This window comes from Bradyrhizobium sp. Mp19 (assembly GCF_029952935.1).
Lineage (GTDB): Bacteria > Pseudomonadota > Alphaproteobacteria > Rhizobiales > Xanthobacteraceae > Bradyrhizobium > Bradyrhizobium elkanii.
The window spans coordinates 61,574-86,686 of record NZ_JASAUT010000017.1 but is presented as its reverse complement, the minus strand read 5'-3'; the positions used below and the strand labels follow the sequence as shown (position 1 = coordinate 86,686).

Genomic DNA, 25,113 nt, shown 5'->3' with positions numbered 1-25,113 from the left:
CGGAAGGCCGAGTTAGCAAACCAGATTTGCTGGACGATTCAGATTAGAAAATCTAAATCATGGAAAGCAGGCTTCCACCCCTGAACGCGCTCAAGGCGTTCGAATCCGCCGCTCGCCATCTCTCGGTGAAGCTCGCGGCCAAGGAGCTATGCGTGACGCCGGGTGCGGTCAGCCAGATGCTCAAGACGCTCGAAGCCGATCTCGGCGTGAAGCTGTTCGAGCGGGTGCCGCGCGGCATCCATCTCACCGACGCCGGCCGCGACTATCTGCCGTCGATCCGCAACGCGTTTCGCCAGATCGCGGATGCCTCGCGCCGCGTCGCGGCATCCGTCGATGTCGGCACGCTGACGGTGAGCGTCACGCCGTTCTTTGCATCAGCCTGGCTGGTGCCCCGCATGGCCTCGTTTCAGGGCGCGCATCCCGAGATCGATCTGCAGATCGTCACCAGCAACACAGTGGTCGATTTCTCGCGCAGCGGCGTCGACGTCGCGGTGCGCCACGGCCTTGGCCGCTATCCCGGGCTGCGCAGCGACCGCGTCGTCACCGTGGAGATGGTGGCGGTCGCATCGCCGTCGCTGGTGGCGCGCCTCGGCCGACCGGCATCTCCTGGCGCGCTCGCAAGCTGGCCGCAGGTGCATGACGCCGATCGCAAGGGATGGAGCCTTTGGTTTCAGGCCAACGGCATCGCGGAGGTTCGCACGCCGCGCGGACCCTCGTTCGATGACAGCGGCCTTCTGCTGAAGGCCGTGCTGACGGGGCAGGGCGCGGGCCTGCTGCCGGCCGCGATGGTGGCCAATGAGATCGCGAGCGGTGAACTGGTCCAGCTGCTCGAGACCGCGCATCTGGAGGAGTTCGCGTACTATCTCGTCTGTCCCGACAACCGGCAGTCGCTTCCGAAGATCACGGCGTTCAGGGAATGGATGCTGGGACCGGAGGCTCAGTCGGCGGCGGAGCACTAAAGCGCGACGAGATTATGTCAGGTCGAGCAACGGACTCTGCTTCACCTCGCCCCGTGTGCGGGGAGAGGTCGGATCGCATGGAGCGAAGCGCAATGTGATCCGGGTGAGGGGGAGCCTCCGCAAACGCAGCTATCATAGGATACGCGGATGGAGCCCCTCACCCCAACCCTCTCCCCGTAAGAACGGGGAGAGGGAGCACAGCTGCAGTGGACGGCTTACCGATAGAACGCGTTGGGCGGCACGCCAAAATGCTTGCGGAACATCGCGGTGAAGGCGCTCTGGCTGGCATAGCCGGCATCGAGCGCGACATCGACCACGCGCGCGCCGCGCGCGAGGCGTTCGAGCGCGAACAGCAAACGTGCCTGCTGACGCCATTCGCCGAACGTCATGCCGGTCTCTCTGGCGAACAGACGATGGATGGTCTTCGACGTCAGCTTCAGCCGGCGTGCCCATTGCTCGGCTGTGGAGCCATCGTCCGGGCGGGCCACCAGCGCGGCGCAGACCCGTGCGAGCCTTTCGTCGCGCGGCATCGGCAGATGCAGCGGCAGCACATCGACTTCGCGCAGCTGGTCGAGCAGCACGCGCATCAGGCGCTCGTCGGAGGTCGCGGGCGCATAGTCCAGCGGGACGCGCATCGCGGCGACGAACAATTCGCGCAGCAGCGGCGAGACCGCGAACACGCAGCTGGCCTGCGGCAGATTGGGAGCCGCGTTGGCGTCCACGAACACGGTGCGGATCTTGACCGCGCCGCACATCCGGACCTCGTGCTCGAGATCGGCCACGAGCCACACCGCGCGATTGGGCGGCACCACCCAGGTGCCTTCAGTGCAGCGCACGACCATCACGCCTTCGATCGCGTAGAGCAGCTGGCCGCGCGGATGCGCGTGCAGGCCGGTCGACGCGCCGCTCGGATAGTCGATCTCCATGGCCGCCATCGGCCGCGCCGTGGCGTGATAGTCGAGGTGCCGTGTGATCAGCTCGTCCAACACGTCTTCATCTCGCATGTCCCAATCTCGCTAGGTGAGGTCAGTCTAGCGTGAGACGGACTTCGGCGCGACAGCTAGTTGCTGGTGTGATCTTCACCAACGCGCTGCCGGGTCATGTTCAAGTCAAAAGCTGCACTTCTCTATCCCCTCGTTGCCATCGTGCTGTGGGCAGGCAACGTCATCGTCTCTCGCCTTTCGGCGCACACGATCGGTCCGCAGGCGATCACCTTCTATCGCCTGCTGGTCGCAGTGCTGCTGATGTCTCCGTTCGTGGCGCGCGGCGCCTGGCGCAATCGCCATGCGATCTGGCCGCATCTCGGTCCGCTCGCGATCCTCGGCTTCCTCGCGATGTGCCTGTTCCAGAGCCTGTCGTATCTGGCGGCCGAGACCACCACCGCGACCAACATGGCGGTGTTCACCGCGCTGACGCCGCTCTTGACGGTCGCCCTCAGTGCCGCGCTGCTCGGCGAACCGCCGACGCTTGGCATGATCTGCGGCGCGCCGCTGTCGTTTGCGGGCCTCGTCTATCTCGTCAGCGGCGGCGACTTGTCCTTGCTGTTGCAGAACGGCGTGCATGCGGGCGACGCGCTGATGCTGCTGGCCGCGATCGTCTATGCGCTGTACGGCGTGCTGCTGAAACGCTGGAATCTGCCGATCACTGGATGGCAATCCACCTACATGCAGGCGCTGTGCGCGCTGGCCGTGATGTTTCCCGCCTTCCTCGCGACGCCGGCGCCGCTGCGGCAGGTCAACGCCGAAACCTGGCCGCTGATCGTCTATGCCGGCGCGCTGGCCTCGGTCGTGCTGCCGTTTCTCTGGATCCGCGGCGTCGCGCAGCTTGGCCCGAACCGCTGCGCGATCTTCATGAACCTGCTGCCCGTGCTGACGGCCGCGGCCGCGATCGTGATGCTGGGTGAGCCGGTCAGGCCATTCCACGTCATCGGCGGCGGCCTCGCGCTGCTCGGCGTCGCCTGCGCGCAGGCCTTGCCGCGGCCGGTCAAGACGGCCCACGATGCGCGATGACTCGCAAGTCATCGATTGGCGATCTCGCCGTTTTGATCGCATGTGAGAGGCCAGGGCAGAATAGGGCGCTACGTTCTGCGATCACCTGTTCGGTGAGACGGAGTGATCACGATGCGTGTTGCCTTGCGCGTATGCTTACGTATTTCCCTGGTCCTGATGCTGCCGCTTGTGCTCCTGTCGAGCGCGGTTGCCGACGCCGCAACTGCGCATCATAGGCGCGTGCGGCAGCCTTTCATCATCCGCCCAAGCGAACAGGTGGCTCCTCCGAGCTTGTACCGATATCCCGGCTTTGGTCCGATCCCGCCGGGCGAGAACCGGAACCTCGATCCATCCACCCGCGGCAGCGGCTGATGTCGGTCAGCGCCCGCACTGATGCTTCATCGCATCGGTCGCTCTGCCAGCGTACAGGAAGTTGGTCAAAGATCGAGCTATGCTGCGTCGGTGACCAGTTTGTGCTGAGATCTCTCGGCGACCCGCTGTTCGAGTGTGGCGATGGTTCGCTTGAGATTGGCGTACCGCTCATTGAGCGACCTTGCCAAGATCGGATACCTCGCGTCCGATCGGTCGTAAATTCCCGCGCGCTGTTCTTCGGTCGCGATATCGGCTTCGATCTGCTGGCAGGCCAGGATGAGATCGGACAACATCTTGCTGACCGTCGACTCTCGTCCGCCACGTCCGCGAGCTGTCTCAAAACGATGATGCATGTTCATTTGCGTGCTCCGAATGTCTGAGTTCGGCACATCGAGAACAGCGGCGCCGAACTATTCACGGATACATCGCAAATTGCCTGCCAACCTAGGGTCCGTAGGAATACGGTCGGCGGTCTGGCGCAGGGTGCGCCACCGGGTGAACGACAGTCTGATGGGGTCTCGTAGACTAGTCTCGCCGCCAAGCCGGAACGCAAGCACCTAGCGTGACACGCTTGAAGTCTCGAGCGGCGTCCTGATCTCCAGCCTGTTCGGCAAACCTGACCGCTGCCTCCATGTCCTGAGCGGCGGACGCGCTCTCGCAGAATTGGCTGCGAATTTCAGCCCGGTATCGATATGCCCTGTAGTTCATCGGGTTGTACTGAAGCGCAAGGTTGTAGGTATTTTGCTCCTCAGTGGCGCCTCGGCGGGCTTCATCCGACTGACTGCCGAAGTTGGTTTGGCGATTGAGTGCCTGGAGTGTCCCGAGCTCCGTGTAACGCAGAGACATCGCGCCAAAACTGGCAGGAAGCGCTTCATCCGACGAAGAAAGCTGCTTCGCCGAGGTGCGTTCAATTTCGATCTTCTTGTACTTGATGGCGTTGCCGTAATCCCGCAAGCTTTGGAACGTGCTCGATATTTCGCTGTTGATCGACGCAAGATAGGCGGTCGGGAGGCGTCGATCGCTCAGCAGGTTGAGGCATGCCTGTATCTTTGCCTGCGGAGGCAAGACGTCGCGACATTCCTTGTCAACTACACGCCACTCGTCCCGCGAATGCAGCGTCGGCGGCGTCTGCGCAGCAGGCAGAACGAGAACCAGCGCGAAACAGATCGCTAACCTGAGACCGCGACTTGGGACATCCATTTATTTCTTCGCCTTCAGCCCGATCCCGACCGGCCGGCGGATTCTTCGAGCACGCTGCATGATCATTTGATGCCAAATAATCAAGCCGAGGGAAAGCTGACGCAGGTCAGAGATGGACTTAAAAGTGAGGCCGTTCGTGACTGGGAAAGACCGAACGGCCCCAGCCGGCCCGTAGTGCCAAAATGGAAGAAATAGGCCGGCGCTCCAGCTACGGAGTCGCCGGACAATGGTTTCACCCATGTCAATTGACGTTGCTACCGTACGACCCCCGGACGCGGCCGATTGCTATGAGCGCGCAGGGTCGGCTTGACGGCAGGTCGTCAAAACAAACGCCGCCTTGCTGCATTGCCACTCGCTGCCTAGCGCAGCGCTTGAGACCGGCCGCGGGGCAGCAACGATCGCCAGCACAACAACCATGCAAGCCAGCGAAGTTGCGACGACGAGCCTGCCTGCTTTGGATGAGAAGCGCTGTCGCAGCCAGAAGCCAACGTCGGCGGATCGGCGAAGCTGGGCGTTACGCAGAACCTGGTCGAGATCCTGGAATTGGATGCCACTGTCTTGCTGCATGGCCTTACCCCGGAAATGTTCAGGTGAAAGAAAACAATGCAGGGATCGTGGGCGCGGTTTGTTGCGCGCTCGCTTCGCGGCGCCGGGAATGATGTTTCATTCACGCGGAGGTGACGACCGGTCCAGGCCAGGGGCCGGCATTTGGCTCGTCAGCTTCATGCACTATGATCTGGAATACTTCGACCTGGAGCAGAAAACCCTGCAACCCCTCGACAACCCGCTCGGCACGAGGTTGTCACCCATGTCTTAGGTACGACCTGTTACCCATGTCTCCGGGCTGGACACCACAATGAGTATGGCGGAGACGGAGGGATTCGAACCCTCGATAGGCCTTTACAAGCCTATAACGGTTTAGCAAACCGCCGCCTTCAGCCACTCGGCCACGTCTCCAATGGCGCCGATATGCCCGAGAGGGCGCTGAGCCGCAAGCGGCAGATTCAGATTGCGCCAAGGTGATTTGAGGGCAGCTCGGCCGCCGGCCGTCCCCGAGCCTTCATATATCGCGCCAATCGGCAGGCGTCGGAGCGCCTGGATGCTTAAAATGCAAGGTATAACAATGAATTAGCCGGATATTGGATCGCGGCTGGAAGCGCACGGCGCCAAGCCTGTTGAAAACCCGTGGCGACGGCTCATTCCACGCTGGCGCCGCGGCGCAAATCGGCCTCGATCTGCAATTTGGTGCCGCCGCCGAACCGGGCGCGGTAGACCTGCAGGTTTTCCATGATCCGCTGGACGTAGTTCCGCGTCTCCGAGAACGGAATCAGCTCGACCCAGTCGACCGCGTCGACCTTGGGATCGCGCGGATCGCCATAGCGCTCGATCCACTTCCGCACGCTGCCGCGGCCGGCATTGTAGGCGGCGAAGGTCAGGATATAGGAGCCGCGGTAGTCCTCGAGCAGGCCGCCGAGCTCGGCGGCGCCGAGCATCGCGTTGTAGACCGGATCGGTCTTCATCCGGTTGAGGTCGAAGCCGATGCCGGCGCGCTTGCAGACATAACGTCCGGCGTCCGGCGTCACCTGCATCAGGCCGTAGGCCTGGGCCGGCGACACCACCGCCGGATTGAACGCACTCTCCTGGCGCGCGATCGCGTAGACGACGCTCTGCTCGACCTCCGGCCCGACCTGGCGGAACGACGGAATGCCGTTGACCGGATAGGCGTAGTGGTCGAACGGCAGTCCGCGGTTGAGCGCGGCCTTGCCCATCAGCAGCATGCCGCGGGCATCGCCGTGGCGCCCGGTGAGCTCGCCGAGGCCGGCGAGGGCTTCCGGATCGCCATTGTCGCCCATGTCGCCGAAGATCGGGATCGCGAGCTCGCGCGCGTCGATTTCGTAGAGCAGCGCCACCGCGCGAACGATCTCCAGCCGCTCGGCGCCGCGGCCGCGCGGCGCGCTGTTCAGCTCGATCTGCGGCAGGCCGAGCTTGGCACGCGCGAGTTGGCCGTAATAGCTGGTGGACTGCTCGGCCGCGCGGCCGTAGGCGGCGCGCGCCTCCTGGCCGCGGCCGGCGGCCTCCGCGGCGCGGCCCTGCCAATAGCCGGCACGCGCCAGCGCGGTCGGGTTGGCGCTGCCGACGCCGATCCGCGCGAAATGCTGGGCGGCGAGGGCGGGATCGTTGAGGAAGCGCAGCGCGATCCAGCCCGAGGTGAATTCCTGCTCGGTCTTGTAGATGTCGCGGGCCGGCAGCGCCGCGTCGCGCGCGATCAGATAGGCGGTGCGAAACTCGTTGGTGTCGATCATCTTGCGCGCCAGCAGCCGGCGCTCGATCCACCATTCGTCGACATTGTAGAGGCGGGAGGCTTCCTTCGGTGCGCTCAGCATCAGCCGCGCGGCCTCGGCGAATTTCTCCTCGCGGCGGAGCAACTGGATCCTGGCGAACAAATAGCCGGTGTCGCCGGAAAGCTCGCTCGGCACGGCTTCCAGCAGCGCGCGCAGGTTCGAACCCTTGCGGGTGGCGGCGATGCGTGCTTTCGCGAGCGCCACGTAGCCGGAGCCAAGGCGCTTGGCTTCGCGCATGCCGGCGGCCTCGTTGTCGGTGCCGTACAGCATGGTGTCCATGCGTGCCTTGTGGTCGCCGGCAGTGAGCAGCGAGCCGAACAGGTCGAGCGCGGTGTTTTCGGTGTCCTCGCTCATTCCGTCGTTGCGCCAAGCCTCGCGGACCAGGCGCTCGGCATTGCCGCGGTCGCCGCGTCCGATCATCACCTTGGCGAGCGCGAGCCGGCCCTTGGCCGAGACCGGCGATTCATTCTGGAACCAGGTCCAGACCGCGGAGTCGTCGCGGCGGTCGTCCCACAATGAGGCCTCGATGCGGCGACGCAGGAAGGTCTGCGACGGCCAGCTCGGATTGGCATCGAGGAAGGCGCGGTAGCGCTCGACCGAGGCGCCGTTGTCCTCGCTGCGCAGGATCAGCCATTCGGCAAGCTTGCGCGCGACCGGATCGGAGATCGAGGCCTCGGCCTCGGTGGCGTCCGCCGGCTTGCGCTTGCGCAGCAGCTCGACGACGCTTGCAAGCGCTTCCTTGTCCGACTGCGACGTCGAGGATGTCGCGGCTACGGCCGCAGGCAGCACCGGCTTGCGCGCGATCGGTGCGGCATGCTGGCGGGTTGCCGGAACCAGTGCGGGCGCGGGCACCGACCTGTTCGATACAGTTCCCGTTGCAACCGGAGCGGCGGGCTTGGCCGCGGTGGTCTTGGATGTGTTGGTCTTGGACGTGGTGCCCTTGGATTCCGGGGTCTTCGGAGCCGTTGGCTTGTGAGCTTCGGTCTTGGCAGGAGCGGCCTTGGCACCGTCTGTCTTGACCGCGCCGGACTTGGACGACGTTGTCTTGTGAGCCTCGGTCTTGTGAGTTTCAGTCTTGGCAGCGCTGGTCTTGGGAGCGTCGGGCTTGGCTGCGTCTGTCTTGGCGGCGCCGGGTTTGGTTGCCGTTGGCTTTGAAGCCGCCGCCTTCGGAGCCGTGGACTTCGCCGTGGTCTTGGAGGCGGCGCTTTTGGAGGCCGTGTCTTGGGCAGCCTGCTTTGCAGTTGGAGCATCCTCGGCAGCCCAGGCATCGGCCGTGATGGCGGCAAGGCCGACAACGAGCGCCAGGCTCGTCGCCAGCGCCGTCGACCGCAATGTGCCTGCGCGAACGGAACGGATCACAGAAGTCCTCTGCGGCCCCGAATCATCTGGTCGTTTGGGCCATGGGTTCTTATTTGATTGAAAACGTACACAAAATACTAAGAAGCCTGCCGGTGCGGCTGTTTGCGCCAGCACAACGGCAAAATCGCGGCTGGAAACGATTTCGCGCGCCGCAGATTACCGTTGGGAATAGGTACGGTACGGCCCTTTCGCCTGTCGGCCAGACCCGATATGAATTGCCTTTCATGGCGTTTCGCAACAACCGGGTGCCGGTCGCACGGACGTGAAGCACGCCAACAACAAGGGTCCGTCGACCTAGCCTTTAGCCTGAAGCGTTTGGAGGAAGTCCATGGCAGCCAAGACAAAATTCCGGGGATCATTCACTGCCTTGGTGACGCCCTTCAAAAACGGCTCGGTGGACGAAGCGGCGTTCCGCAGCCTCGTGAACTGGCAGATCGCCGAGGGCACTCACGGCCTGGTGCCGGTCGGCACCACAGGCGAGAGCCCGACGCTGAGCCACGACGAGCACAAGCGGGTGGTCGAGTGGTGCATCGAGGAGGCCAAGGGCCGGGTGCCCGTGATCGCCGGTGCCGGCTCGAATTCGACCAAGGAGGCGATCGAGCTCGCCGAGCACGCCGAGAAAGCCGGCGCCACCGCGGTGCTGGTCGTGACGCCGTACTACAACAAGCCGACCCAGGAAGGCATGTATCAGCACTTCAAGGCGATCAACGATGCGATCGGCATTCCGATCATCATCTACAACATCCCGCCGCGTTCGGTGATCGACATGTCGGTCGACACCATGAAGCGGCTGTTCGAGCTGAAGAACATCGCCGGCGTCAAGGATGCCACCGCGAGCATGGTGCGGGTCTCGCAGCAGCGCGCGGCGATGGGCGAGGATTTCAACCAGCTCTCCGGCGAGGACGCCACCATCATCGGCTACATGGCCCATGGCGGCCACGGCTGCATCTCGGTGACCTCGAACGTCGCGCCGCGGCTGTGCTCGGAGTTCCAGATCGCCTGGCAGAAGGGCGACGTCACCACGGCACTGAAGATCCATGACAAGCTGATGCCGCTGCACACCAACCTGTTCATCGAGAGCAATCCGGCGCCGGTGAAGTACGCGATGTCGCTGCTCGGCAAGCTGGACGAGAAGCTGCGCCTGCCGATGGTGCCGGTCACCGAAGCGACCCGCCAGGCGGTCCGCAGCGCCATGGTGCATGCCGGCCTGATCAACTGAGCCGGACCGCTGCCGCCGCGACCAGTGCCGTGCGCAATGTCGAACAGAAGGGGATGGGCATGCTGAAGGAATTCCGCGAGTTCGCCATGAAGGGCAATGTCGTCGACCTCGCCGTCGGCGTCATCATCGGTGCGGCCTTCGGTGCGATCGTCACCTCGCTGGTCGGCGACGTCATCATGCCGATCATCGGCGCGATCACGGGCGGTCTCGACTTCTCCAACTATTTCACCGGGCTTTCCAAGGCCGTCACCGCAACCAACCTCGCCGACGCCAAGAAGCAGGGTGCGGTGCTGGCCTGGGGCAACTTCCTGACGCTGACGCTCAACTTCCTGATCGTCGCCTTCGTGCTGTTCATGGTCATTCGCGCCATGAACCAGTTCAAGCGCAAGGAAGAGGTCAAGCCTGCCGAGCCGTCGAAGCCGTCCGCCGAGGCCGTGCTGCTGACGGAAATCCGCGACCTCCTCAAGAAGAGCTAAAGTGGCCGAGAAGAACGAACGTCCCATCAAGGTCGTTGCCGAGAACCGAAAGGCCCGCTTCAATTACGCGATCGAGGACACGATCGAGGCCGGCATTTCGCTGACCGGCACCGAGGTGAAATCAATCCGCAGCGGCAAGAGCACGATCGCGGAATCCTATGCGGATTCCAAGAACGGCGAGCTGTGGCTGATCAACGCCAATATTCCTGAATATCTGCAGGCCAACCGCTTCAACCACGAGCCGAAGCGGCCGCGGAAGCTGCTGCTGCATCGCAAGCAGATCAACAAGCTGCTCGGAGCGGTCGACCGCGAGGGCATGACGCTCATTCCGCTGAAGCTGTACTTCAACGAGCGCGGCCGTGCCAAACTGCTGCTGGCGGTCGCCAAGGGCAAGAAGCTGCACGACAAGCGCGAGACCGTGAAGAAGCGCGACTGGGGCCGCGAGAAGGGCCGCCTGATGCGGGCGCGCGGGTAGGGCGGTTGATTTGTCGTCATCGCTTCGTCGCTTCAGCGCAAAATTGCTCCGCAATTTTGTCGCGGGCTCCTCGCGATGACGGTGGATGGAGATTTGGGCCATGACTCAACCGAGCCTTACCGATGTCGACTGGAGCAAGATCCCGGCGCCCACGGATGACGGCGGCGCGGCGCACCTCGTCGGCATGACGATCCCGCCGGTCCGGCTGCGTGCCACCGACGACACCGCGGTGACGCTGTCGGCGCTCAAGGGCCGCACCGTGGTGTTCGCCTATCCGCGAACCGGCGAGCCAGGCAAGATCGGGCTGGTCGACGATTGGGACATGATCCCTGGCGCCCGCGGCTGCACGCCGCAGACCTGCGCCTTCCGCGACCTGTTTGCCGAGCTGAAGGCGGCCGGTGCTGCCCAGGTGTTCGGGCTGTCGACGCAAAGCAATGCGTACCAGACCGAGATGGCGTCGCGCCTGCATCTGCCGTTTCCGGTGCTGTCCGACGAAGCGCTGGAACTGACGCACACGTTGAAGTTGCCGACCATGTCGGTGGCGGGCCTGACCCTGATCAAGCGGCTCGCCCTTGTGATCGACGACGCGCGCATCACGCACGTGTTCTACCCGGTGTTCCCGCCCGACCGGAACGCCGGCGACGTGCTGGCTTGGCTGAAGGCCAATCCGCGGAGGGACTAGCGCAACGTGATGTGATGGGGCCGCCGCAGGTCACGCTGCCAAAATATCGAGAACAACCCCATGCAACGTAGCCGGCGGCGGCCGGCGTTCGACCAGGCAACTTGACACGTCGGGCAATTCAGGGATATATTTCTAATATTCCGAAATTGTGCATGCCTCCGCCCAAGGCTGTCGCGTTTGCTAGCCGAGCTCCTTGCGCACGGTCGCGAACACCTTGCGGAACATATCGGTCGTCAACACGCCGGTGTTCGTGTTGTAGCGCGAGCAGTGGTAGCTGTCGTAGAGCTTGAATTTGCCTGCACTATGCACGGCACCGTGCACAAAAGGCGCGGCCGCCAAGCGAACATCCAGCGCCTTGAGAGTCGATTCGTGGGCGATTCGCCCGAGCAGCACGATCGTGCGCAGCTTCGGCATCGTGGCGATGGTGGCGCGGAGGAACTGCCGGCAGGTGTTGATCTCGGCCGGCAGCGGCTTGTTCTGCGGCGGCACGCAGCGCACCGCGTTGCTGATCCGGGCGTCGACCAGCTTCAGCCCGTCGTCCGGCCGCGCCTGATAGACGCCGCTGGCGAAGCCATATTCGAGCAGGGTCGCATAGAGCAGATCACCGGCGTAGTCGCCGGTGAAGGGACGGCCGGTGCGGTTGGCGCCCTGCAGACCCGGCGCGAGCCCGACGATCAACAGCCGCGCATTCGGATCGCCGAACGATTCCACCGGTGAGTTGAACCAGCCCGGCTCGCGCGCGCGCGCCTGCGTGCGGAACTCGGCCAGCCGTGGACAGAGCGGACAGTTGCTGTCGGGGCGCGTGGCAGCGGTGACGAGGTTACTCGTCGAATTCGTCATCGGCTCCCCGTGGGGCCATGGTGGTCGCGCGCTGCAGGAATTGCGGGGAGTGGTGGCGCGGTTCGCGCGGGGCCGGACGTTCCGACGGATCGCGGCCGAGCTTGGATTGCAGCTCGACCAGGTCGGTGAAGACGTCGGCCTGGCGGCGCAGCTCGTCGGCGATCATCGGCGGCTGGCTGGCGATGGTGGAGATGACCGTGACGCGAACGCCGCGGCGCTGCACGGCTTCCACCAGCGAGCGGAAGTCGCCGTCGCCGGAAAACAGAATCATCTGGTCGATGTGCTCGGCGAGTTCCATGGCATCGACGGCGAGCTCGATGTCCATGTTGCCCTTCACCTTGCGGCGGCCGCTGGCGTCGATGAATTCCTTGGTCGCCTTGGTGACGACGGTGTAGCCGTTGTAATCGAGCCAGTCGATCAACGGGCGGATCGACGAATACTCCTGATCCTCGATGATCGCCGTGTAGTAGAACGCACGGAGCAGCGTACCGCGACTCTGGAACTCCTTGAGGAGGCGCTTGTAGTCGATGTCGAAGCCCAGCGTCTTTGCGGTGGCGTAAAGATTCGCTCCGTCGATGAAGAGCGCGATCTTGTTGGAAACAGGTGACGACATCAAAGTGTTCTCGCGTGGTTGTTAGTGTTCTTAGCGCGGCGGTGATCAACCGCGCGCAATTTCCGGCGTTGCTGCCTAAAGTTCTGTGAATCTTTCCCCACGACAGTCACCACCGCAATTATGGTGAGGCGAGGGCAAAAAGCCTAGACCCTTGACATTGCAATGAAGAGATTTACTCGCCTGGGACAGCAACCTGGCCATGTCGTCAGACGCTCCGGCCCTTCTGGCCCCCCGTCAGACCGGGTTATCAGAGCCTGTTCGGAAGGCAAATCACAAATTTTACCTTGCGAAACGGGGGCTAGGCCTATAACTAACCCTCATAACCTACATGTTCGGTCCCTTTTACCACGGAGCGCCTCGAGATGGCTCGCGTCACCGTCGAAGATTGCATTGACAAGGTCGACAATCGTTTCGACCTCGTCCTGTTGGCCGCGCATCGCGCCCGGATGATCTCGTCGGGGTCGCAACTCACGGTTGATCGCGACAACGACAAGAATCCGGTCGTCTCGCTGCGGGAGATCGCCGATTCGACGATCTCGCCGGAAGACCTGAAAGAGGAGCTCGTGCACTCCCTGCAGAAGTTCGTCGAGGTCGACGAGCCCGAGCCCGACACCGTGCCGCTGATCGGTTCCGCCGGTGCCAGCGTCGACGCCGACGACACCGAGGTCGCGGTCGAGCGGATGACCGAGGAAGAGCTGCTGAAGGGCCTCGAGGGTCTGGCGCCCCCGGAGGAGCAGCCCGAGGAAGACGAGTAAGCTCGCCGTCGTTTCGAACCGATTTACCGAAGGCCCGGACATTGCTCCGGGCCTTTGCTTTTGTTGACAATTTTGCTGTTACGGTGCGTCCTATGCGGACGCGCGAAATTGAATGGTTCCAGGGCCCGCGCGGGGTGCTGCTTCATTCGAAAGCGCACTAGATTGAAGAAAGGTGGGACATTCCGGTCCCGCGCGAGAGGCAGCGAGTTCATGGCGTATCGACGCCGCAGTTCCATCCAGATGCAGGCTGCAACCGAAACGGTCGCGGTGGCGCCGACGTCGTCCACGGCGGAAAGGCCGGCCAAGCCGCGGACGCGAATGATGCGACAATATGACCTCGTCGAGCGCGTCCGCTCCTATAACCCCGACACCAACGAAGACCTGCTCAACCGCGCCTATGTCTACGCCATGAAGGCGCACGGCACGCAGACGCGTGCTTCCGGCGACCCCTATTTCTCGCATCCGCTCGAGGTCGCCGCGATCCTCACCAACCTCAAGCTCGACGACGCCACGATCGTGGCGGCGCTGCTGCACGACACGATCGAGGACACCGAGGCGACTCGGGCCGAGATCGACAATGTGTTCGGCCACGAGATCGGCGCGCTGGTCGAAGGCCTGACCAAGCTGAAGCGGCTGGAACTGGTGTCGCGCGAGGCCAAGCAAGCCGAGAATTTGCGCAAGCTGCTGCTTGCGATCGCCGACGATGTCCGCGTGCTGCTGATCAAGCTCGCCGACCGCCTGCACAACATGCGCACGCTGGAATTCGTGCCGCCGGCCTCGCGCCGCCGCATCGCCGAAGAGACGCTGGATATCTATGCGCCGCTGGCCGGTCGCATGGGTATGCACGAGATGCGCGAGGAACTCGAGGACCTGTCGTTCTTCGTGCTCGATCCCGAGGCCTATGCGGTGGTCAAGCAGCGGCTCGATTCACTGGCCGAGCGCAACCGCAATTTGATCGGCGAGATCGAAACCCAGCTCTCCAAGAACCTGCAGAAGAACGGCATTACCGCGCGGGTGTTCGGCCGCCGCAAGCAGCCGTTTTCGATCTGGACCAAGATGGAGCGCAAGTCGGTCGGCTTCGAGCAGCTGTCCGATATCTACGGCTTCCGCATCATCCTCGACGATGTCGGGGCCTGCTACCGCGCGCTCGGCATCGTCCACACCACCTGGCCGGTGGTGCCGGGCCGCTTCAAGGACTACATCTCGACCCCGAAACAGAACGACTACCGCTCGATCCACACCACGGTGATCGGGCCGGGCAAGCAGCGCGTCGAGCTGCAGATCCGCACCGAGGACATGAACCAGATCGCGGAGTTCGGTATCGCCGCGCATGCCTTCTACAAGGAGGGCGCGGGCTCGCCGCACGAGCGGATGAAGCACGAGTCCAACGCCTTCGCCTGGCTGCGCCACACCATCGGCATCCTCTCGGAAAGCGCCAATCCGGAAGAATTCCTCGAGCACACCAAGCTCGAGCTGTTCCACGACCAGGTGTTCTGCTTCACGCCGAAGGGCAAGCTGATCGCGCTGCCGCGCAACGCCAACGTGATCGATTTCGCCTACGCCGTTCACACCGGCGTCGGGAACAGCGCGGTCGGCTGCAAGATCAACGGCAAGTTCGCGCCGCTGTCATCCGAGCTGCAGAACGGCGACGAGGTCGAGGTCCTGACCTCGAAGGCGCAGTCCGCGCCGCCGTCGGCCTGGGAAGCGCTCGCCCGCACCGGCAAGGCGCGGGCCGCGATCCGCCGCGCCACCCGCGACGCGGTGCGCGACCAGTATGCCGGCCTCGGCCGCCGCATCGTCGACCGCCTGTTTGCCCGTGCCAAGATCGAATATGCCGACGACAAGCTGAAGGGTGCGTTGCCGCGGCTCGCGCGCACCTCGATCGAGGACGTGATGGCGTCGGTCGGGCGCGGCGAGATCAAGGCTTCCGATGTCGCGCGTGCGATGTATCCCGACTACAAGGAAGAGCGGCTGGTGCGCTACGGCGCCAAGAAGGGCCTCGCCGCCAAGCTGAAGACGCAGAACCCGCCGCATCCGGCGCGCGCCACCTCGGTGATCCCGGTGCGCGGCATCAATTCCGACCTGCCGGTGAAGTTCGCGCCGAACGGCGGCGCCGTGCCGGGCGACCGGATCGTCGGCATCGTCACGGCGGGCGAGGGGATCACGATCTATCCGATCCAGTCGCCGGCGCTGAAGGATTTCGAGGAGGAGCCGGAGCGCTGGCTCGACGTGCGCTGGGATATCGACGAAACCATGCCGCAGCGCTTTCCTGCGCGCATCCTGGTCCACAATGTCAACGAGCCCGGCAGCCTTGCCCAGATCGCGACGGTGATCGCCGAGCACGACGGCAACATCGACAACATCCACATGTCGCGCCAATCGCCTGACTTCACGGAGCTGACCATCGATCTTGAGGTCTATGACCTCAAGCATCTCAGCGCTATCATCGCCCAGTTGCGCGCCAAGGCCGTCGTCGCTCGGGTCGAGCGCGTCAATGGTTAGGCTTCCGCCTGTCATCGGCCCTCATGGTGGGGAGGCGCGTCAGCGCCGTCTCCGGACGATGCGGCCCGAGACGGGGCCACATCCTTCGAGACGCGGCGCAGGCGCCGCTCCTCAGGATGAGGGGATGGTTCAACTGGTTTGTCAGAGAGTGATTTGATGTCGCCTCCGCCGCTGCGTCTCGGTATCAATGTTGATCACGTCGCCACCCTGCGCAACGCGCGGGGCGGTGCGCGGCCCGATCCGGTGCGGCTGGCGCTTGCCGCGATCGCGGCCGGCGCCGACGGCATCACCGCGCATCTGCGCGAGGACCGCCGCCACATCCGCGACGAGGACATGGCGCGGCTCAAGGCCGAGATCTCCAAGCCGCTGAATTTCGAGATGGCGGCGACCGACGACATGCTGCGGATCTCGCTCGCCACCAAGCCGCACGCGGTTTGCCTGGTGCCGGAACGGCGCCAGGAACTCACCACCGAAGGCGGCCTCGACGTCGTCGGCCAGCACAACGCGCTGGCGCCGTTCATCGCACGGCTCAATGACGCCGGCATCCGCGTCTCGCTGTTCATTGCCGCCGATCCCAGGCAGATCGAGATGGCGGCGAAGCTGAAGGCGCCGGTGATCGAGATCCACACCGGCGGCTGGTGCGACGCCGTGGTCGACGGTCACCAGGACAAGGCGGAGGCCGAATGGAAGCGCATCGTCGCCGGCGCCAAGCTCGCGCAGGCGGCCGGGCTCGAGGTCCATGCCGGCCACGGGCTCGACTATGACACCGCGGAGACGATTTCCGCGTTGCCCGAAATCCGGGAGTTGAACATCGGCTATTTCATGATGGGCGAGGCGCTGTTCGTCGGCATTGCCGGGACGGTGCGTGAGATGCGTGCGGCGATGGACCGCGGCCGCGCCAGGGCGCAGGGTGGCGTCAGCGCATGATCATCGGCATCGGCTCGGACCTGATTGACATCACCCGGGTGGCCAAGGTGATCGAGCGCCATGGCGAGCGATTCCTCGACCGCATCTTCACCGATGCCGAGCGCGCCAAGGCGATGCGCCGCGCCAACAGCGAGAAGATGGTGGTCGCAACCTACGCCAAGCGCTTTGCCGCCAAGGAGGCCTGCTCCAAGGCCCTCGGCACCGGTATCCGGCGCGGGGTGTGGTGGAAGGACATGGGCGTCGTGAACCTGCCCGGCGGACGGCCGTCGATGCGGCTGACCGGCGGGGCGCTGGCCCGGCTCCAGGAACTGACGCCCGAGGGCATGCAGGCGCAGATCGATCTTTCGATCACCGACGATTGGCCGTTGGCCCAGGCCTTCGTCATAATTTCGGCGGTTGCCCCCGCCAGATGAACGCGGGGTGCCGGAATCTGCCGGAAAACTTCAGCAAACTAAAAAATCATTGATATTTCAATGAATTGCGAAGTTTTGAGGCGCCGATTGATTGCGCCCCTGCGAACAACCGTCTAAAACGCCGCAGGGTTATATCGAGCGAGACGCTGATTCCGGGTTTAGGCCGGAATTTGCCCTCAAGATCAGAATCAAGGCCATTTTCCTCACGCGAAGGCCGAACGCTTCGCGCGAAGAGAACGTTCTGCCACCGCGTGGACATCAGTCCACGGGAATTGGGAAAGCAATGAGCGTGACAACCGGGACCAAATCTGAAAGCGGCTTGGGCGAGACCATCCGCGTCGTCATCCATGCTCTTCTGATCGCGCTCGTTATCCGCACCTTCCTGTTCCAGCCGTTCAACATCCCCTCCGGGTCGATGAAGGCGACGCTCCTGGTCGGCGACTACCTGTTCGTCTCGAAATATTCCTATGGCTACAGCCACTATTCGATCCCGTTCTCGCCGAACATTTTCTCGGGCCGCATCTTCGGCTCGGACCCGAACCGCGGCGACATCGTGGTGTTTCGCCTGCCGCGGGATGACTCCACCGACTACATCAAGCGCGTCATCGGGCTGCCCGGCGACCGCATCGAGGTCAAGAGCGGGCTGCTCTACATCAACGACGAGCCGATCAAGCGGGAGCGGTTGAGCGATTTCGTCGGCGAGGATCCCTGTGGCTCGGCGGATGCGACCGCCCGCGTCAAGCGCTGGAAGGAGACGCTGCCGAACGGCGTCAGCTACGAGACGCTGGATTGCACCGACAACAGCTACATGGACAATACCATCGTCTACACCGTTCCGCCCGGGCATTTCTTCATGATGGGCGACAACCGCGACAACTCCACCGACAGCCGCTTCCTGTCGCAGGTCGGCTACGTGCCGTTCGAGAACATCATCGGGCGAGCCCAGATGATCTTCTTCTCGATCGCCGAGGGTGAGCAGGCCTGGATGATCTGGCGCTGGCCGCTTGCCGTGCGGTGGAATCGCCTATTCTCTATCGTGCGATGAACGACGATACCGCAGCCATCAACGATCAAGCGCCGACCGGCGAGCCGAGCCAGACGCCTGCCGCCGACAGCACAGCCGCGCCGAAGAAACGGCGCAGCAAGGCGGCCAAGGCCGCTGAGGAGAAGGCCGCGATCGCGGGCACCGAGGCGCGGATCGGGTACACCTTCCAGGATCCCGCGCTGCTGACCACCGCGTTCACCCACGTGTCCGCGCTGAAGCCCGCCACCCGCAACCGCGCCGACAGCTACCAGCGGCTGGAGTTCCTCGGCGACCACGTGCTCGGGCTGATCGTATCGGACATGCTGTTCCGGTCGTTCCCCAAGGCCGACGAGGGCGAATTGTCGAAGCGGCTCGCCGACCTCGTGCGCAAGGAGAGCTGCGCCGACGTCGCCAAGGCGCTCGGGCTGCTCGAGGACATCAAGCTCGGCATGGTGAAGGCGGTCGAGGGCGCCCGGCTGCGCAAGTCCGTGCTCGGCGACATCTGCGAAGCGGTGATCGGGGCGATCTTTCTCGACGGCGGCTACGAGGCCGCGCGCCAGTTCGTCGAGCGCAACTGGACCGAACGGATGCACAAGCTGCGCCGGCCGCTGCGCGATCCCAAGACCGTGTTGCAGGAATGGGCGCAGGGCAAGGGGCTGCCGACGCCGGTCTATCGCGAGGTCGAACGCACCGGCCCGCATCACGATCCACAATTCCGCGTTGCGGTTGACCTGCCGGGCCTGGCCTCCGCCGAGGGCCTCGGGGGCAACAAGCGCGCGGCCGAAAAGGCGGCAGCATCCGCGATGATCGAGCGCGAAGGCGTCGGCACCAATGACTGACGAGGCCAAAGGGCAAGGGGACGCGACGCGCTGTGGCTTCGTCGCGCTGATCGGTGCGCCCAATGTCGGCAAGTCGACGCTGGTCAACGCGCTGGTGGGCTCCAAGGTCACGATCGTTTCGCGCAAGGTGCAGACCACGCGCGCACTGATCCGCGGCATCGTGATCGAGGGCAACGCGCAGATCATCCTGGTCGACACGCCCGGGATCTTCGCGCCGCGGCGCCGGCTTGACCGCGCCATGGTGTCGACCGCCTGGAGCGGCGCGCACGACGCCGATCTCGTCTGCGTGCTGCTCGATGCGAAGTCGGGCCTCGACGAAGAGGCCAACGCGATCCTGGCCAAGCTCGAAACCGTCGCCCATCCGAAGATCCTGGTGCTGAACAAGGTCGATCTCGTTCAGCGCGAGAAGCTGCTGGCGCTGGCGCAGGCCGCCAACGAGCGGATGCGCTTCGAGCACACCTTCATGATTTCGGCGCTGTCCGGCGACGGCGTTGCCGATTTGCGCCAGACGCTGGCCAAGCTGGTGCCCGCAGGGCCCTTCCTCTATCCCGAGGACCAGATGTCGGATGCGCCGATGCGGCATCTGGCGGCCGAGATCACGCGCGAGAAGATCTACAGCCATCTGCATCAGGAACTGCCGTACCAGTCGACGGTGGAGACCGACAGCTGGACCGACCGCAAGGACAAGTCGATCCGCATCGAGCAGACGATTTTTGTCGAGCGCGAGAGCCAGCGCAAGATCGTGCTCGGCAAGGGCGGCGCCACCATCAAGTCGATCGGCGCGCAGGCGCGTGCCGAGATCGCCGAGATCATGGGTGTCCCCGTGCATCTGTTCCTGTTCGTCAAGGTGCGTGAGAACTGGGGTGACGATCCCGATCGCTACAAGGAAATGGGACTGGAATTCCCCAAGGAATAAGAGTCGACGTTTGCATGAACGTGCCCAGAAATGTGCTGTGGTTTGAGGTTCTGCTCTATCTGTCGCTGACGCTGGATGCGCTGTCGGTGGCGTTCCAGGACCGCACGCCGACCGTCCTGAAGACCGAGCAGATGATCATGGGCGAGACCCTGACGGCCGGCTGCATGATCCTGCTGCTGATGTATTTCGTCCGGCTTGCCGCGCAGCACCGCAAGAACTGGCCGCGCTGGGCGCTGCTCGCGGTGCTTGTCCTGTCGGTGATGTCCCTGATGCAGGTCATCGGCGCAAGAGGCATGGAGATCGACAGCGCCATCGAGGTGGTGTCATGCATCCTGACCACGGCCGGGCTGTATTATTCCTTCACCGGCGACGCGCGAGGCTGGTTCAACGCGTAGGGCATGACGCGTGAGGAAAGCTGCGTTCATCCGCGGAATCCTGATAGACTCCGCGCATGGAATGGACCGACGAAGGCATCGTGCTGGGCGTGCGGCGGCATGGCGAATCCTCCGCCATCGTCGAGCTGTTGACGCGCGAGCACGGCCGCCATCTCGGCCTGGTGCGCGGCGGCGCCGGCTCGCGGATGCGGCCGCTGCTGCAGCCCGGCAACAGCGTTACCGCGGTGTGGCGGGCGCGGCTCGACGAGCATCTCGGCATGTATGTGCTGGAGGGCACGCGGCTGCGCGCGGCGACGCTGCTCGGCTCGTCGCATGCGGTCTACGGCGTTACGCATCTGGCGGCGCTGGCCCGGCTGCTGCCGGAGCGCGATCCGCATGAGGACATCTACTGGATGCTGCAAGGGACGCTCGACGATTTCGAGGACGCCGGCGTTGCCGCCGTGCACCTGATCCGGTTCGAGCTCGCCATGCTGACCGAGCTCGGCTTCGGGCTCGACTTGGGAAACTGCGCGGCCACCGGGGAGACGTCGGACCTGATCTATGTATCGCCGAAATCCGGCGGCGCCGTGTCCCGCGCCGCCGGTGAGCAGTGGCGCGAGCGGCTGTTGCCGCTGCCGGCGTTCCTGCGCGAAGGCGAGGGCGGCGCCAACAGCTGGTCGGACCAGGACCTGCTCGACGGTTTCCAGATTACCGGCCTGTTCCTCCTCCGCCACGTGCTGGAGCCCCGCGGCCAGGGCCATTCCGACGCCCGCGACGGATTTATCAACGCCGTGGCCCGGCGGCGGAGGCGGCTGGCGGGGACGTGATCCCGCGCCCTGCTGTTTTGATGAGATCGAGGTCATCGAGCTCGCCTTGCAGGTCGATGGCGCGAAGCACTGACATTCCCGCGCCCCTGTCATGCGCGGCGGGACGGGAACGAGATCGCCTCGTGAAGCATTGCGGGGGCGTGGTTCCATCGATGGGCGACCGATGTTTCTGCGGGGAATTATTATTTCAGCGGCGTTGCTGACGCTGCCACCGGACGCAATGGCCGGCGAGCAGGGGGGCGTGCTCCGTCGCGTCTCCTGCACGGTGGTTCGCTACTACGTCGCCAGGTACTCGGCCTCGGCCGCCGAAAGCTGGGCCAGAGCCCATGGTGCGACCGACGCCGAGATCGAAATCGCCCGCCATTGCCTCAAGGAAACTCCCGTCAAGCCCGTGCGGACCGCCGGCCAGTCGGCGCAATAATCGCGCGAATCAGGTGCATCGATGGGCGGTTGGCATGATTCGCGGCTTGCCCGATTCACCGCCAAGGTTTAACGCCTCCCCATGGGAAAACGACAGATTCCGCCGGAAGAGCCGGCCGAAATTCACGAGGTGCCGCTGCGTGACGCGCTCGAGGAGCGCTATCTCGCCTATGCGCTCTCGACCATCATGCATCGCGCCCTGCCGGACGCCCGCGACGGGCTGAAGCCGGTGCACCGGCGCATCCTCTACGGCATGGACCTGCTCGGGCTCGACCCGCGCGCCGCATTCAAGAAGTCGGCCAAGATCGTCGGCGACGTGATGGGCTCGTTCCATCCGCATGGCGACCAGGCGATCTATGACGCCATGGTACGCCTGGCGCAGGATTTCTCCTCGCGCTACCCGCTGGTCGACGGCCAGGGCAACTTTGGCAATATCGACGGCGATAATCCGGCCGCCTACCGCTACACCGAAGCGCGCATGACCGAGGTCGCGCGGCTGCTGCTCGACGGCATCGACGAGGACGGCGTCGAGTTTCGCCTCAACTACGACGGCCAGTCGAAAGAGCCGGTGGTGCTGCCCGGCGGCTTCCCGAACCTGCTCGCCAACGGCGCGCAGGGCATCGCGGTCGGCATGGCGACCTCGATCCCGCCGCACAACGCCGCGGAACTCTGCGACGCCGCGCTGCATCTGATCGAGAAGCCCGACGCCAAATCGAAGGCGCTGCTGAAATGGGTCAAGGGCCCGGACTTCCCGACCGGCGGCATCGTGGTCGATTCCAAGGAAGCGATCGTCGAGGCTTACACCACGGGGCGCGGCTCGTTCCGCACCCGTTCGCGCTGGACCCAGGAAGAGGGCGCGCGCGGCACCTGGGTGGTTGTCGTCACCGAAATTCCGTGGCTGGTGCAGAAGTCGCGGATCGTCGAGAAGATCGCCGAACTCATCAACGAGAAGAAGCTGCCGCTGGTTGCCGACGTCCGCGACGAGTCGGCCGAGGACGTCCGGCTCGTGATCGAGCCGAAATCGCGCACCGTCGATCCGGCGCTGATGATGGAGTCGCTGTTCCGGCTGACCGAGCTGGAAAGCAAGATCTCGCTGAACCTCAACGTGCTGATCAAGGGCCGCATCCCGAAGGTGGTCGGCCTTGCCGAGTGCCTGCGCGAATGGCTCGACCATCTGCGCGACGTGCTGGTCCGCCGCTCCAACTTCCGCAAGGGCCAAATCGAGCACCGGCTCGAAATCCTGGGCGGCCAGCTGATCGCCTTCCTGAACCTCGACAAGGTGATCAAGATCATCCGCACCGAGGACGAGCCGAAGCCGGTCCTGATCAAGACCTTCAAGCTCACGGAGATCCAGGCCGAAGCCATCCTCAACATGCGCCTGCGCAATTTGCGCCGCCTGGAGGAGATGGAGATCCGCACCGAGGACAAGGATCTTCGCAAGGAGCTGAAGGGGATCGAGGGCCTGCTCGCGTCCGAGACGGAGCAGTGGGCCAAGGTCAGCGATCAGGTCCGCAAGGTCCGCGACATCTTCGGACCGAAGACGCCGCTCGGCAAGCGTCGCACCACCTTCGCCGATGCGCCCGAGCATGACCTCGCCGCGATCGAGGAAGCGCTGGTCGAGCGCGAGCCGTGCACCGTCGTGATATCAGAGAAGGGCTGGGTGCGGACGCTGAAGGGCCATGTCGAGGATCTCTCCGGCCTTGCCTTCAAGACCGACGACAAGCTCGAGCACTCGTTCTTCGCCGAGACCACCTCGAAGCTGCTGCTGTTCGCGACCAACGGCAAGTTCTACTCGCTCGACGTGGCAAAACTGCCGGGCGGCCGCGGCCATGGCGAGCCGATCCGCATGTTCATCGATCTCGAGCAGGACGCCGCGATCATCTCGCTGTTCGTCAACAAGGGCGAGCGCAAGTTCCTGATCGCGAGCAGCGAAGGGCAGGGTTTTGTCGTCAAGGAAGAGGACTGCGTCGGCAACACCCGCAAGGGCAAGCAGGTGCTCAACGTCGAGATGCCGAACGAGGCCCGCGCGATCACGACCGTGAACGGCGACACCGTCGCGGTGATCGGCACCAACCACAAGATGGTGCTGTTCGGCCTCGACCAGGTGCCGGAGATGGCGCGCGGCCGCGGCGTGCGGTTGCAGAAATACACCAGCGCGTCGCTGTCTGACGTTGCGGTGTTCGACGCCAAGGCCGGCCTGACCTGGAAGGACTCCGCCGGCCGCGAGCACAGCATGACCATGAAGGAACTGGCCGACTGGCGCGGCAACCGCGCCGACGCCGGCCGGCTCGCCCACGGCCTGCCGAAGTCGAACAAGTTCAATCGCGGCGTGGAGTAGCGGTGTTGTAGCCCGGATGAAGCGAAGCGAAATCCGGGGCCGCTTTCGCGTTTGGCAACGATCCCGGATTGCGCTGCGCTCCATCCGGGCTACGCGGATAACGAGCGCGGTGTGATAGTATCCACATTTCACCGCGCTATAACCGTCGCCGACGACATCGGGCGACGGTTGCCATGGCGCACAATCACGACCACGACCACAGCGGTCATTCTCACGGACACGCCCACGCCGGGCATTCCCATGCCGGGCACAGCCACGCGCCCGACAGTTTCGGCACGGCCTTTGCGGTCGGCGCGTCGCTGAACACCGCCTTCGTCGTCGCAGAGCTGATCTTCGGCTATTCCGCCAACTCGCTGGCGCTGGTCTCCGACGCCGTTCACAACCTCTCCGACGTCATCGCGCTGCTGCTGGCCTGGGGCGGGGCATGGCTCGCCGGCAGGCGGCCGACCGATACGCACACCTATGGCTACCGTCGCGCCTCGATCCTGGCGGCGCTGTTCAATGCCGGGCTGCTCCTGATCGCGGTCGGCGGCATCGCGGTCGAGGCGATCAACCGCTTGCGTGAACCGGCGGAGGTCGCAAGCTGGACCGTGGTCTGGGTCGCGGCGCTCGGCGTCCTGATCAATGGCGGCACGGCGCTGCTGTTCATGCGCGGCCGCGACAGCGATCTCAATGTCCGCGGCGCCTATCTGCACATGGCGGCGGATGCCGGCGTCTCGGTCGGCGTCGTGATCGCCGCGATCTTGATCATGGCGACCGGTTGGCAGTGGCTGGATCCGGCGATCAGCCTGGTTATCGCCGTGGTGGTGCTGCTGAGCGGCTGGGAGCTCGCCCGCGACAGCGTCAACCTCGCGCTCGACGCGGTGCCGAAGGGGATCGATCTCAAAGAGGTGAGGGACTACCTCGCTGCGCTCGAGGGGGTGACTGAAGTTCACGACCTGCACATCTGGGCGATGAGCACCAGCGAGACCGCGCTGACCGCGCATCTGGTGCGGCCCGGCGGACACGACGATGTCTTCCTGCATCATGTCTGCGCCGAGCTCTCGGAGCGCTTCAGCATCCACCACGCCACGCTGCAGGTCGAGATCAGCAGCGAGACCTGCCGGCTGGCGCCGGCGGAAATGGTCTAGCCGACGCAGCCGCCACGCACTCGCATTCAATTGATCGCTCGACCGATGTCCCCGTCTTCCACGGGCGGCGACGACACGGCACATTGCGACCGCGCGGATGGCCGGCGTGATCAAGGGAGGGCG

At 64.5% G+C, this 25,113-nt stretch carries 25 protein-coding genes and 1 tRNA gene; 18 read left to right on the top strand and 8 right to left on the bottom strand.

Annotation, left to right across the window (positions count from 1 at the left end):
• The first annotated feature begins 59 nt into the window (after nucleotides 1–59).
• Complete coding sequence (gcvA, locus tag QJT82_RS20035; protein WP_028340993.1) at nucleotides 60–959, top strand: transcriptional regulator GcvA; 900 nt, start codon at nucleotides 60–62, stop codon at nucleotides 957–959.
• A 215-nt stretch (nucleotides 960–1,174) separates the two neighbouring features.
• Here the strand turns inward: gcvA and QJT82_RS20030 are convergent, their stop codons facing one another.
• Complete coding sequence (locus tag QJT82_RS20030; RefSeq protein ID WP_035631649.1) at nucleotides 1,175–1,963, bottom strand: helix-turn-helix transcriptional regulator; 789 nt, start codon at nucleotides 1,961–1,963, stop codon at nucleotides 1,175–1,177.
• A gap of 96 nt (nucleotides 1,964–2,059) precedes the next feature.
• Between QJT82_RS20030 and QJT82_RS20025 the strand changes: the two genes are divergently transcribed.
• Complete coding sequence (locus QJT82_RS20025; RefSeq protein WP_259242765.1) at nucleotides 2,060–2,968, top strand: DMT family transporter; 909 nt, start codon at nucleotides 2,060–2,062, stop codon at nucleotides 2,966–2,968.
• A gap of 428 nt (nucleotides 2,969–3,396) precedes the next feature.
• Here the strand turns inward: QJT82_RS20025 and QJT82_RS20020 are convergent, their stop codons facing one another.
• From QJT82_RS20020 to QJT82_RS20000, 5 genes are all read right to left on the bottom strand, one after another.
• Nucleotides 3,397–3,678: a hypothetical protein gene (locus QJT82_RS20020; protein ID WP_028340989.1), complete on the bottom strand. Its 282-nt coding sequence runs from the start codon at nucleotides 3,676–3,678 to the stop codon at nucleotides 3,397–3,399.
• Nucleotides 3,679–3,844: 166 nt separating this feature from the next.
• Nucleotides 3,845–4,519, bottom strand: coding sequence for a hypothetical protein (locus tag QJT82_RS20015; protein ID WP_028340988.1), 675 nt, complete (start codon nucleotides 4,517–4,519; stop codon nucleotides 3,845–3,847).
• A gap of 285 nt (nucleotides 4,520–4,804) precedes the next feature.
• A complete protein-coding gene (locus QJT82_RS20010) occupies nucleotides 4,805–5,086 on the bottom strand; it encodes a hypothetical protein (protein WP_051447883.1) in 282 nt (93 codons plus the stop codon).
• 296 nt (nucleotides 5,087–5,382) lie between these two features.
• Nucleotides 5,383–5,476, bottom strand: a tRNA-Ser gene (locus tag QJT82_RS20005).
• Nucleotides 5,477–5,715: 239 nt separating this feature from the next.
• Nucleotides 5,716–8,217: a transglycosylase SLT domain-containing protein gene (locus tag QJT82_RS20000; protein ID WP_245288726.1), complete on the bottom strand. Its 2,502-nt coding sequence runs from the start codon at nucleotides 8,215–8,217 to the stop codon at nucleotides 5,716–5,718.
• A gap of 331 nt (nucleotides 8,218–8,548) precedes the next feature.
• On the opposite strand from QJT82_RS20000, the gene dapA reads away from it, so the two are divergent.
• The 4 genes from dapA to QJT82_RS19980 all read left to right on the top strand — a co-directional run bounded on the left by dapA (nucleotide 8,549) and on the right by QJT82_RS19980 (nucleotide 11,072).
• A complete protein-coding gene (dapA, locus tag QJT82_RS19995) occupies nucleotides 8,549–9,439 on the top strand; it encodes a 4-hydroxy-tetrahydrodipicolinate synthase (RefSeq protein WP_028340985.1) in 891 nt (296 codons plus the stop codon).
• Between the two features lie 59 nt (nucleotides 9,440–9,498).
• Nucleotides 9,499–9,915 carry a large conductance mechanosensitive channel protein MscL gene (gene mscL, locus QJT82_RS19990; RefSeq protein WP_028340984.1) on the top strand — a complete coding sequence of 139 codons (417 nt, stop codon included), beginning with the start codon at nucleotides 9,499–9,501 and terminating at the stop codon, nucleotides 9,913–9,915.
• A 1-nt stretch (nucleotide 9,916) separates the two neighbouring features.
• Nucleotides 9,917–10,390: an SsrA-binding protein SmpB gene (gene smpB / locus QJT82_RS19985; protein WP_016843999.1), complete on the top strand. Its 474-nt coding sequence runs from the start codon at nucleotides 9,917–9,919 to the stop codon at nucleotides 10,388–10,390.
• A gap of 100 nt (nucleotides 10,391–10,490) precedes the next feature.
• On the top strand, nucleotides 10,491–11,072 hold the full coding sequence (locus QJT82_RS19980) for a peroxiredoxin (RefSeq protein ID WP_028340983.1): 582 nt from the start codon (nucleotides 10,491–10,493) through the stop codon (nucleotides 11,070–11,072).
• Between the two features lie 180 nt (nucleotides 11,073–11,252).
• Here QJT82_RS19980 and QJT82_RS19975 read toward each other — a convergent pair whose 3' ends face one another.
• Entirely contained in the window at nucleotides 11,253–11,912 is a 660-nt protein-coding gene (locus QJT82_RS19975; protein WP_028340982.1) for a uracil-DNA glycosylase, read from the bottom strand.
• Complete coding sequence (locus QJT82_RS19970; RefSeq protein ID WP_028340981.1) at nucleotides 11,893–12,525, bottom strand: NYN domain-containing protein; 633 nt, start codon at nucleotides 12,523–12,525, stop codon at nucleotides 11,893–11,895. Before QJT82_RS19970 ends, QJT82_RS19975 begins: the two co-directional genes overlap by 20 nt.
• Before the next feature lie 362 nt (nucleotides 12,526–12,887).
• Between QJT82_RS19970 and rpoZ the strand changes: the two genes are divergently transcribed.
• The 12 genes from rpoZ (at nucleotide 12,888) to QJT82_RS19910 (ending at nucleotide 24,990) form a co-directional block, all read left to right on the top strand.
• Nucleotides 12,888–13,280 (top strand): DNA-directed RNA polymerase subunit omega, encoded by a 393-nt coding sequence (rpoZ, locus tag QJT82_RS19965; protein WP_016844003.1) that lies wholly within the window; start codon nucleotides 12,888–12,890, stop codon nucleotides 13,278–13,280.
• Nucleotides 13,281–13,490: 210 nt separating this feature from the next.
• Complete coding sequence (locus tag QJT82_RS19960; RefSeq protein WP_028340980.1) at nucleotides 13,491–15,782, top strand: bifunctional (p)ppGpp synthetase/guanosine-3',5'-bis(diphosphate) 3'-pyrophosphohydrolase; 2,292 nt, start codon at nucleotides 13,491–13,493, stop codon at nucleotides 15,780–15,782.
• A 156-nt stretch (nucleotides 15,783–15,938) separates the two neighbouring features.
• On the top strand, nucleotides 15,939–16,709 hold the full coding sequence (locus QJT82_RS19955; protein WP_028340979.1) for a pyridoxine 5'-phosphate synthase: 771 nt from the start codon (nucleotides 15,939–15,941) through the stop codon (nucleotides 16,707–16,709).
• Nucleotides 16,706–17,122: a holo-ACP synthase gene (gene acpS, locus QJT82_RS19950; protein WP_028340978.1), complete on the top strand. Its 417-nt coding sequence runs from the start codon at nucleotides 16,706–16,708 to the stop codon at nucleotides 17,120–17,122. The genes QJT82_RS19955 and acpS overlap by 4 nt, the downstream gene beginning before the upstream one ends.
• A 283-nt stretch (nucleotides 17,123–17,405) precedes the next feature.
• Nucleotides 17,406–18,167, top strand: coding sequence for a signal peptidase I (gene lepB / locus QJT82_RS19945; RefSeq protein ID WP_028340977.1), 762 nt, complete (start codon nucleotides 17,406–17,408; stop codon nucleotides 18,165–18,167).
• Nucleotides 18,164–18,985, top strand: a complete 822-nt coding sequence (gene rnc, locus QJT82_RS19940; RefSeq protein WP_028340976.1) for a ribonuclease III — start codon at nucleotides 18,164–18,166, stop codon at nucleotides 18,983–18,985. The genes lepB and rnc overlap by 4 nt, the downstream gene beginning before the upstream one ends.
• On the top strand, nucleotides 18,978–19,901 hold the full coding sequence (gene era, locus QJT82_RS19935) for a GTPase Era (protein WP_016844010.1): 924 nt from the start codon (nucleotides 18,978–18,980) through the stop codon (nucleotides 19,899–19,901). The genes rnc and era overlap by 8 nt, the downstream gene beginning before the upstream one ends.
• A 14-nt stretch (nucleotides 19,902–19,915) precedes the next feature.
• Nucleotides 19,916–20,296, top strand: coding sequence for a hypothetical protein (locus tag QJT82_RS19930; protein WP_028340975.1), 381 nt, complete (start codon nucleotides 19,916–19,918; stop codon nucleotides 20,294–20,296).
• 56 nt (nucleotides 20,297–20,352) lie between these two features.
• Entirely contained in the window at nucleotides 20,353–21,102 is a 750-nt protein-coding gene (gene recO / locus QJT82_RS19925; RefSeq protein ID WP_028340974.1) for a DNA repair protein RecO, read from the top strand.
• 163 nt (nucleotides 21,103–21,265) lie between these two features.
• Nucleotides 21,266–21,523 carry a hypothetical protein gene (locus tag QJT82_RS19920; RefSeq protein WP_035631644.1) on the top strand — a complete coding sequence of 86 codons (258 nt, stop codon included), beginning with the start codon at nucleotides 21,266–21,268 and terminating at the stop codon, nucleotides 21,521–21,523.
• An 81-nt stretch (nucleotides 21,524–21,604) separates the two neighbouring features.
• Nucleotides 21,605–23,860 (top strand): DNA topoisomerase IV subunit A, encoded by a 2,256-nt coding sequence (gene parC / locus QJT82_RS19915; RefSeq protein ID WP_028340973.1) that lies wholly within the window; start codon nucleotides 21,605–21,607, stop codon nucleotides 23,858–23,860.
• A gap of 173 nt (nucleotides 23,861–24,033) precedes the next feature.
• Nucleotides 24,034–24,990, top strand: a complete 957-nt coding sequence (locus tag QJT82_RS19910; protein ID WP_028340972.1) for a cation diffusion facilitator family transporter — start codon at nucleotides 24,034–24,036, stop codon at nucleotides 24,988–24,990.
• The last annotated feature ends 123 nt before the right edge of the window (nucleotides 24,991–25,113 follow it).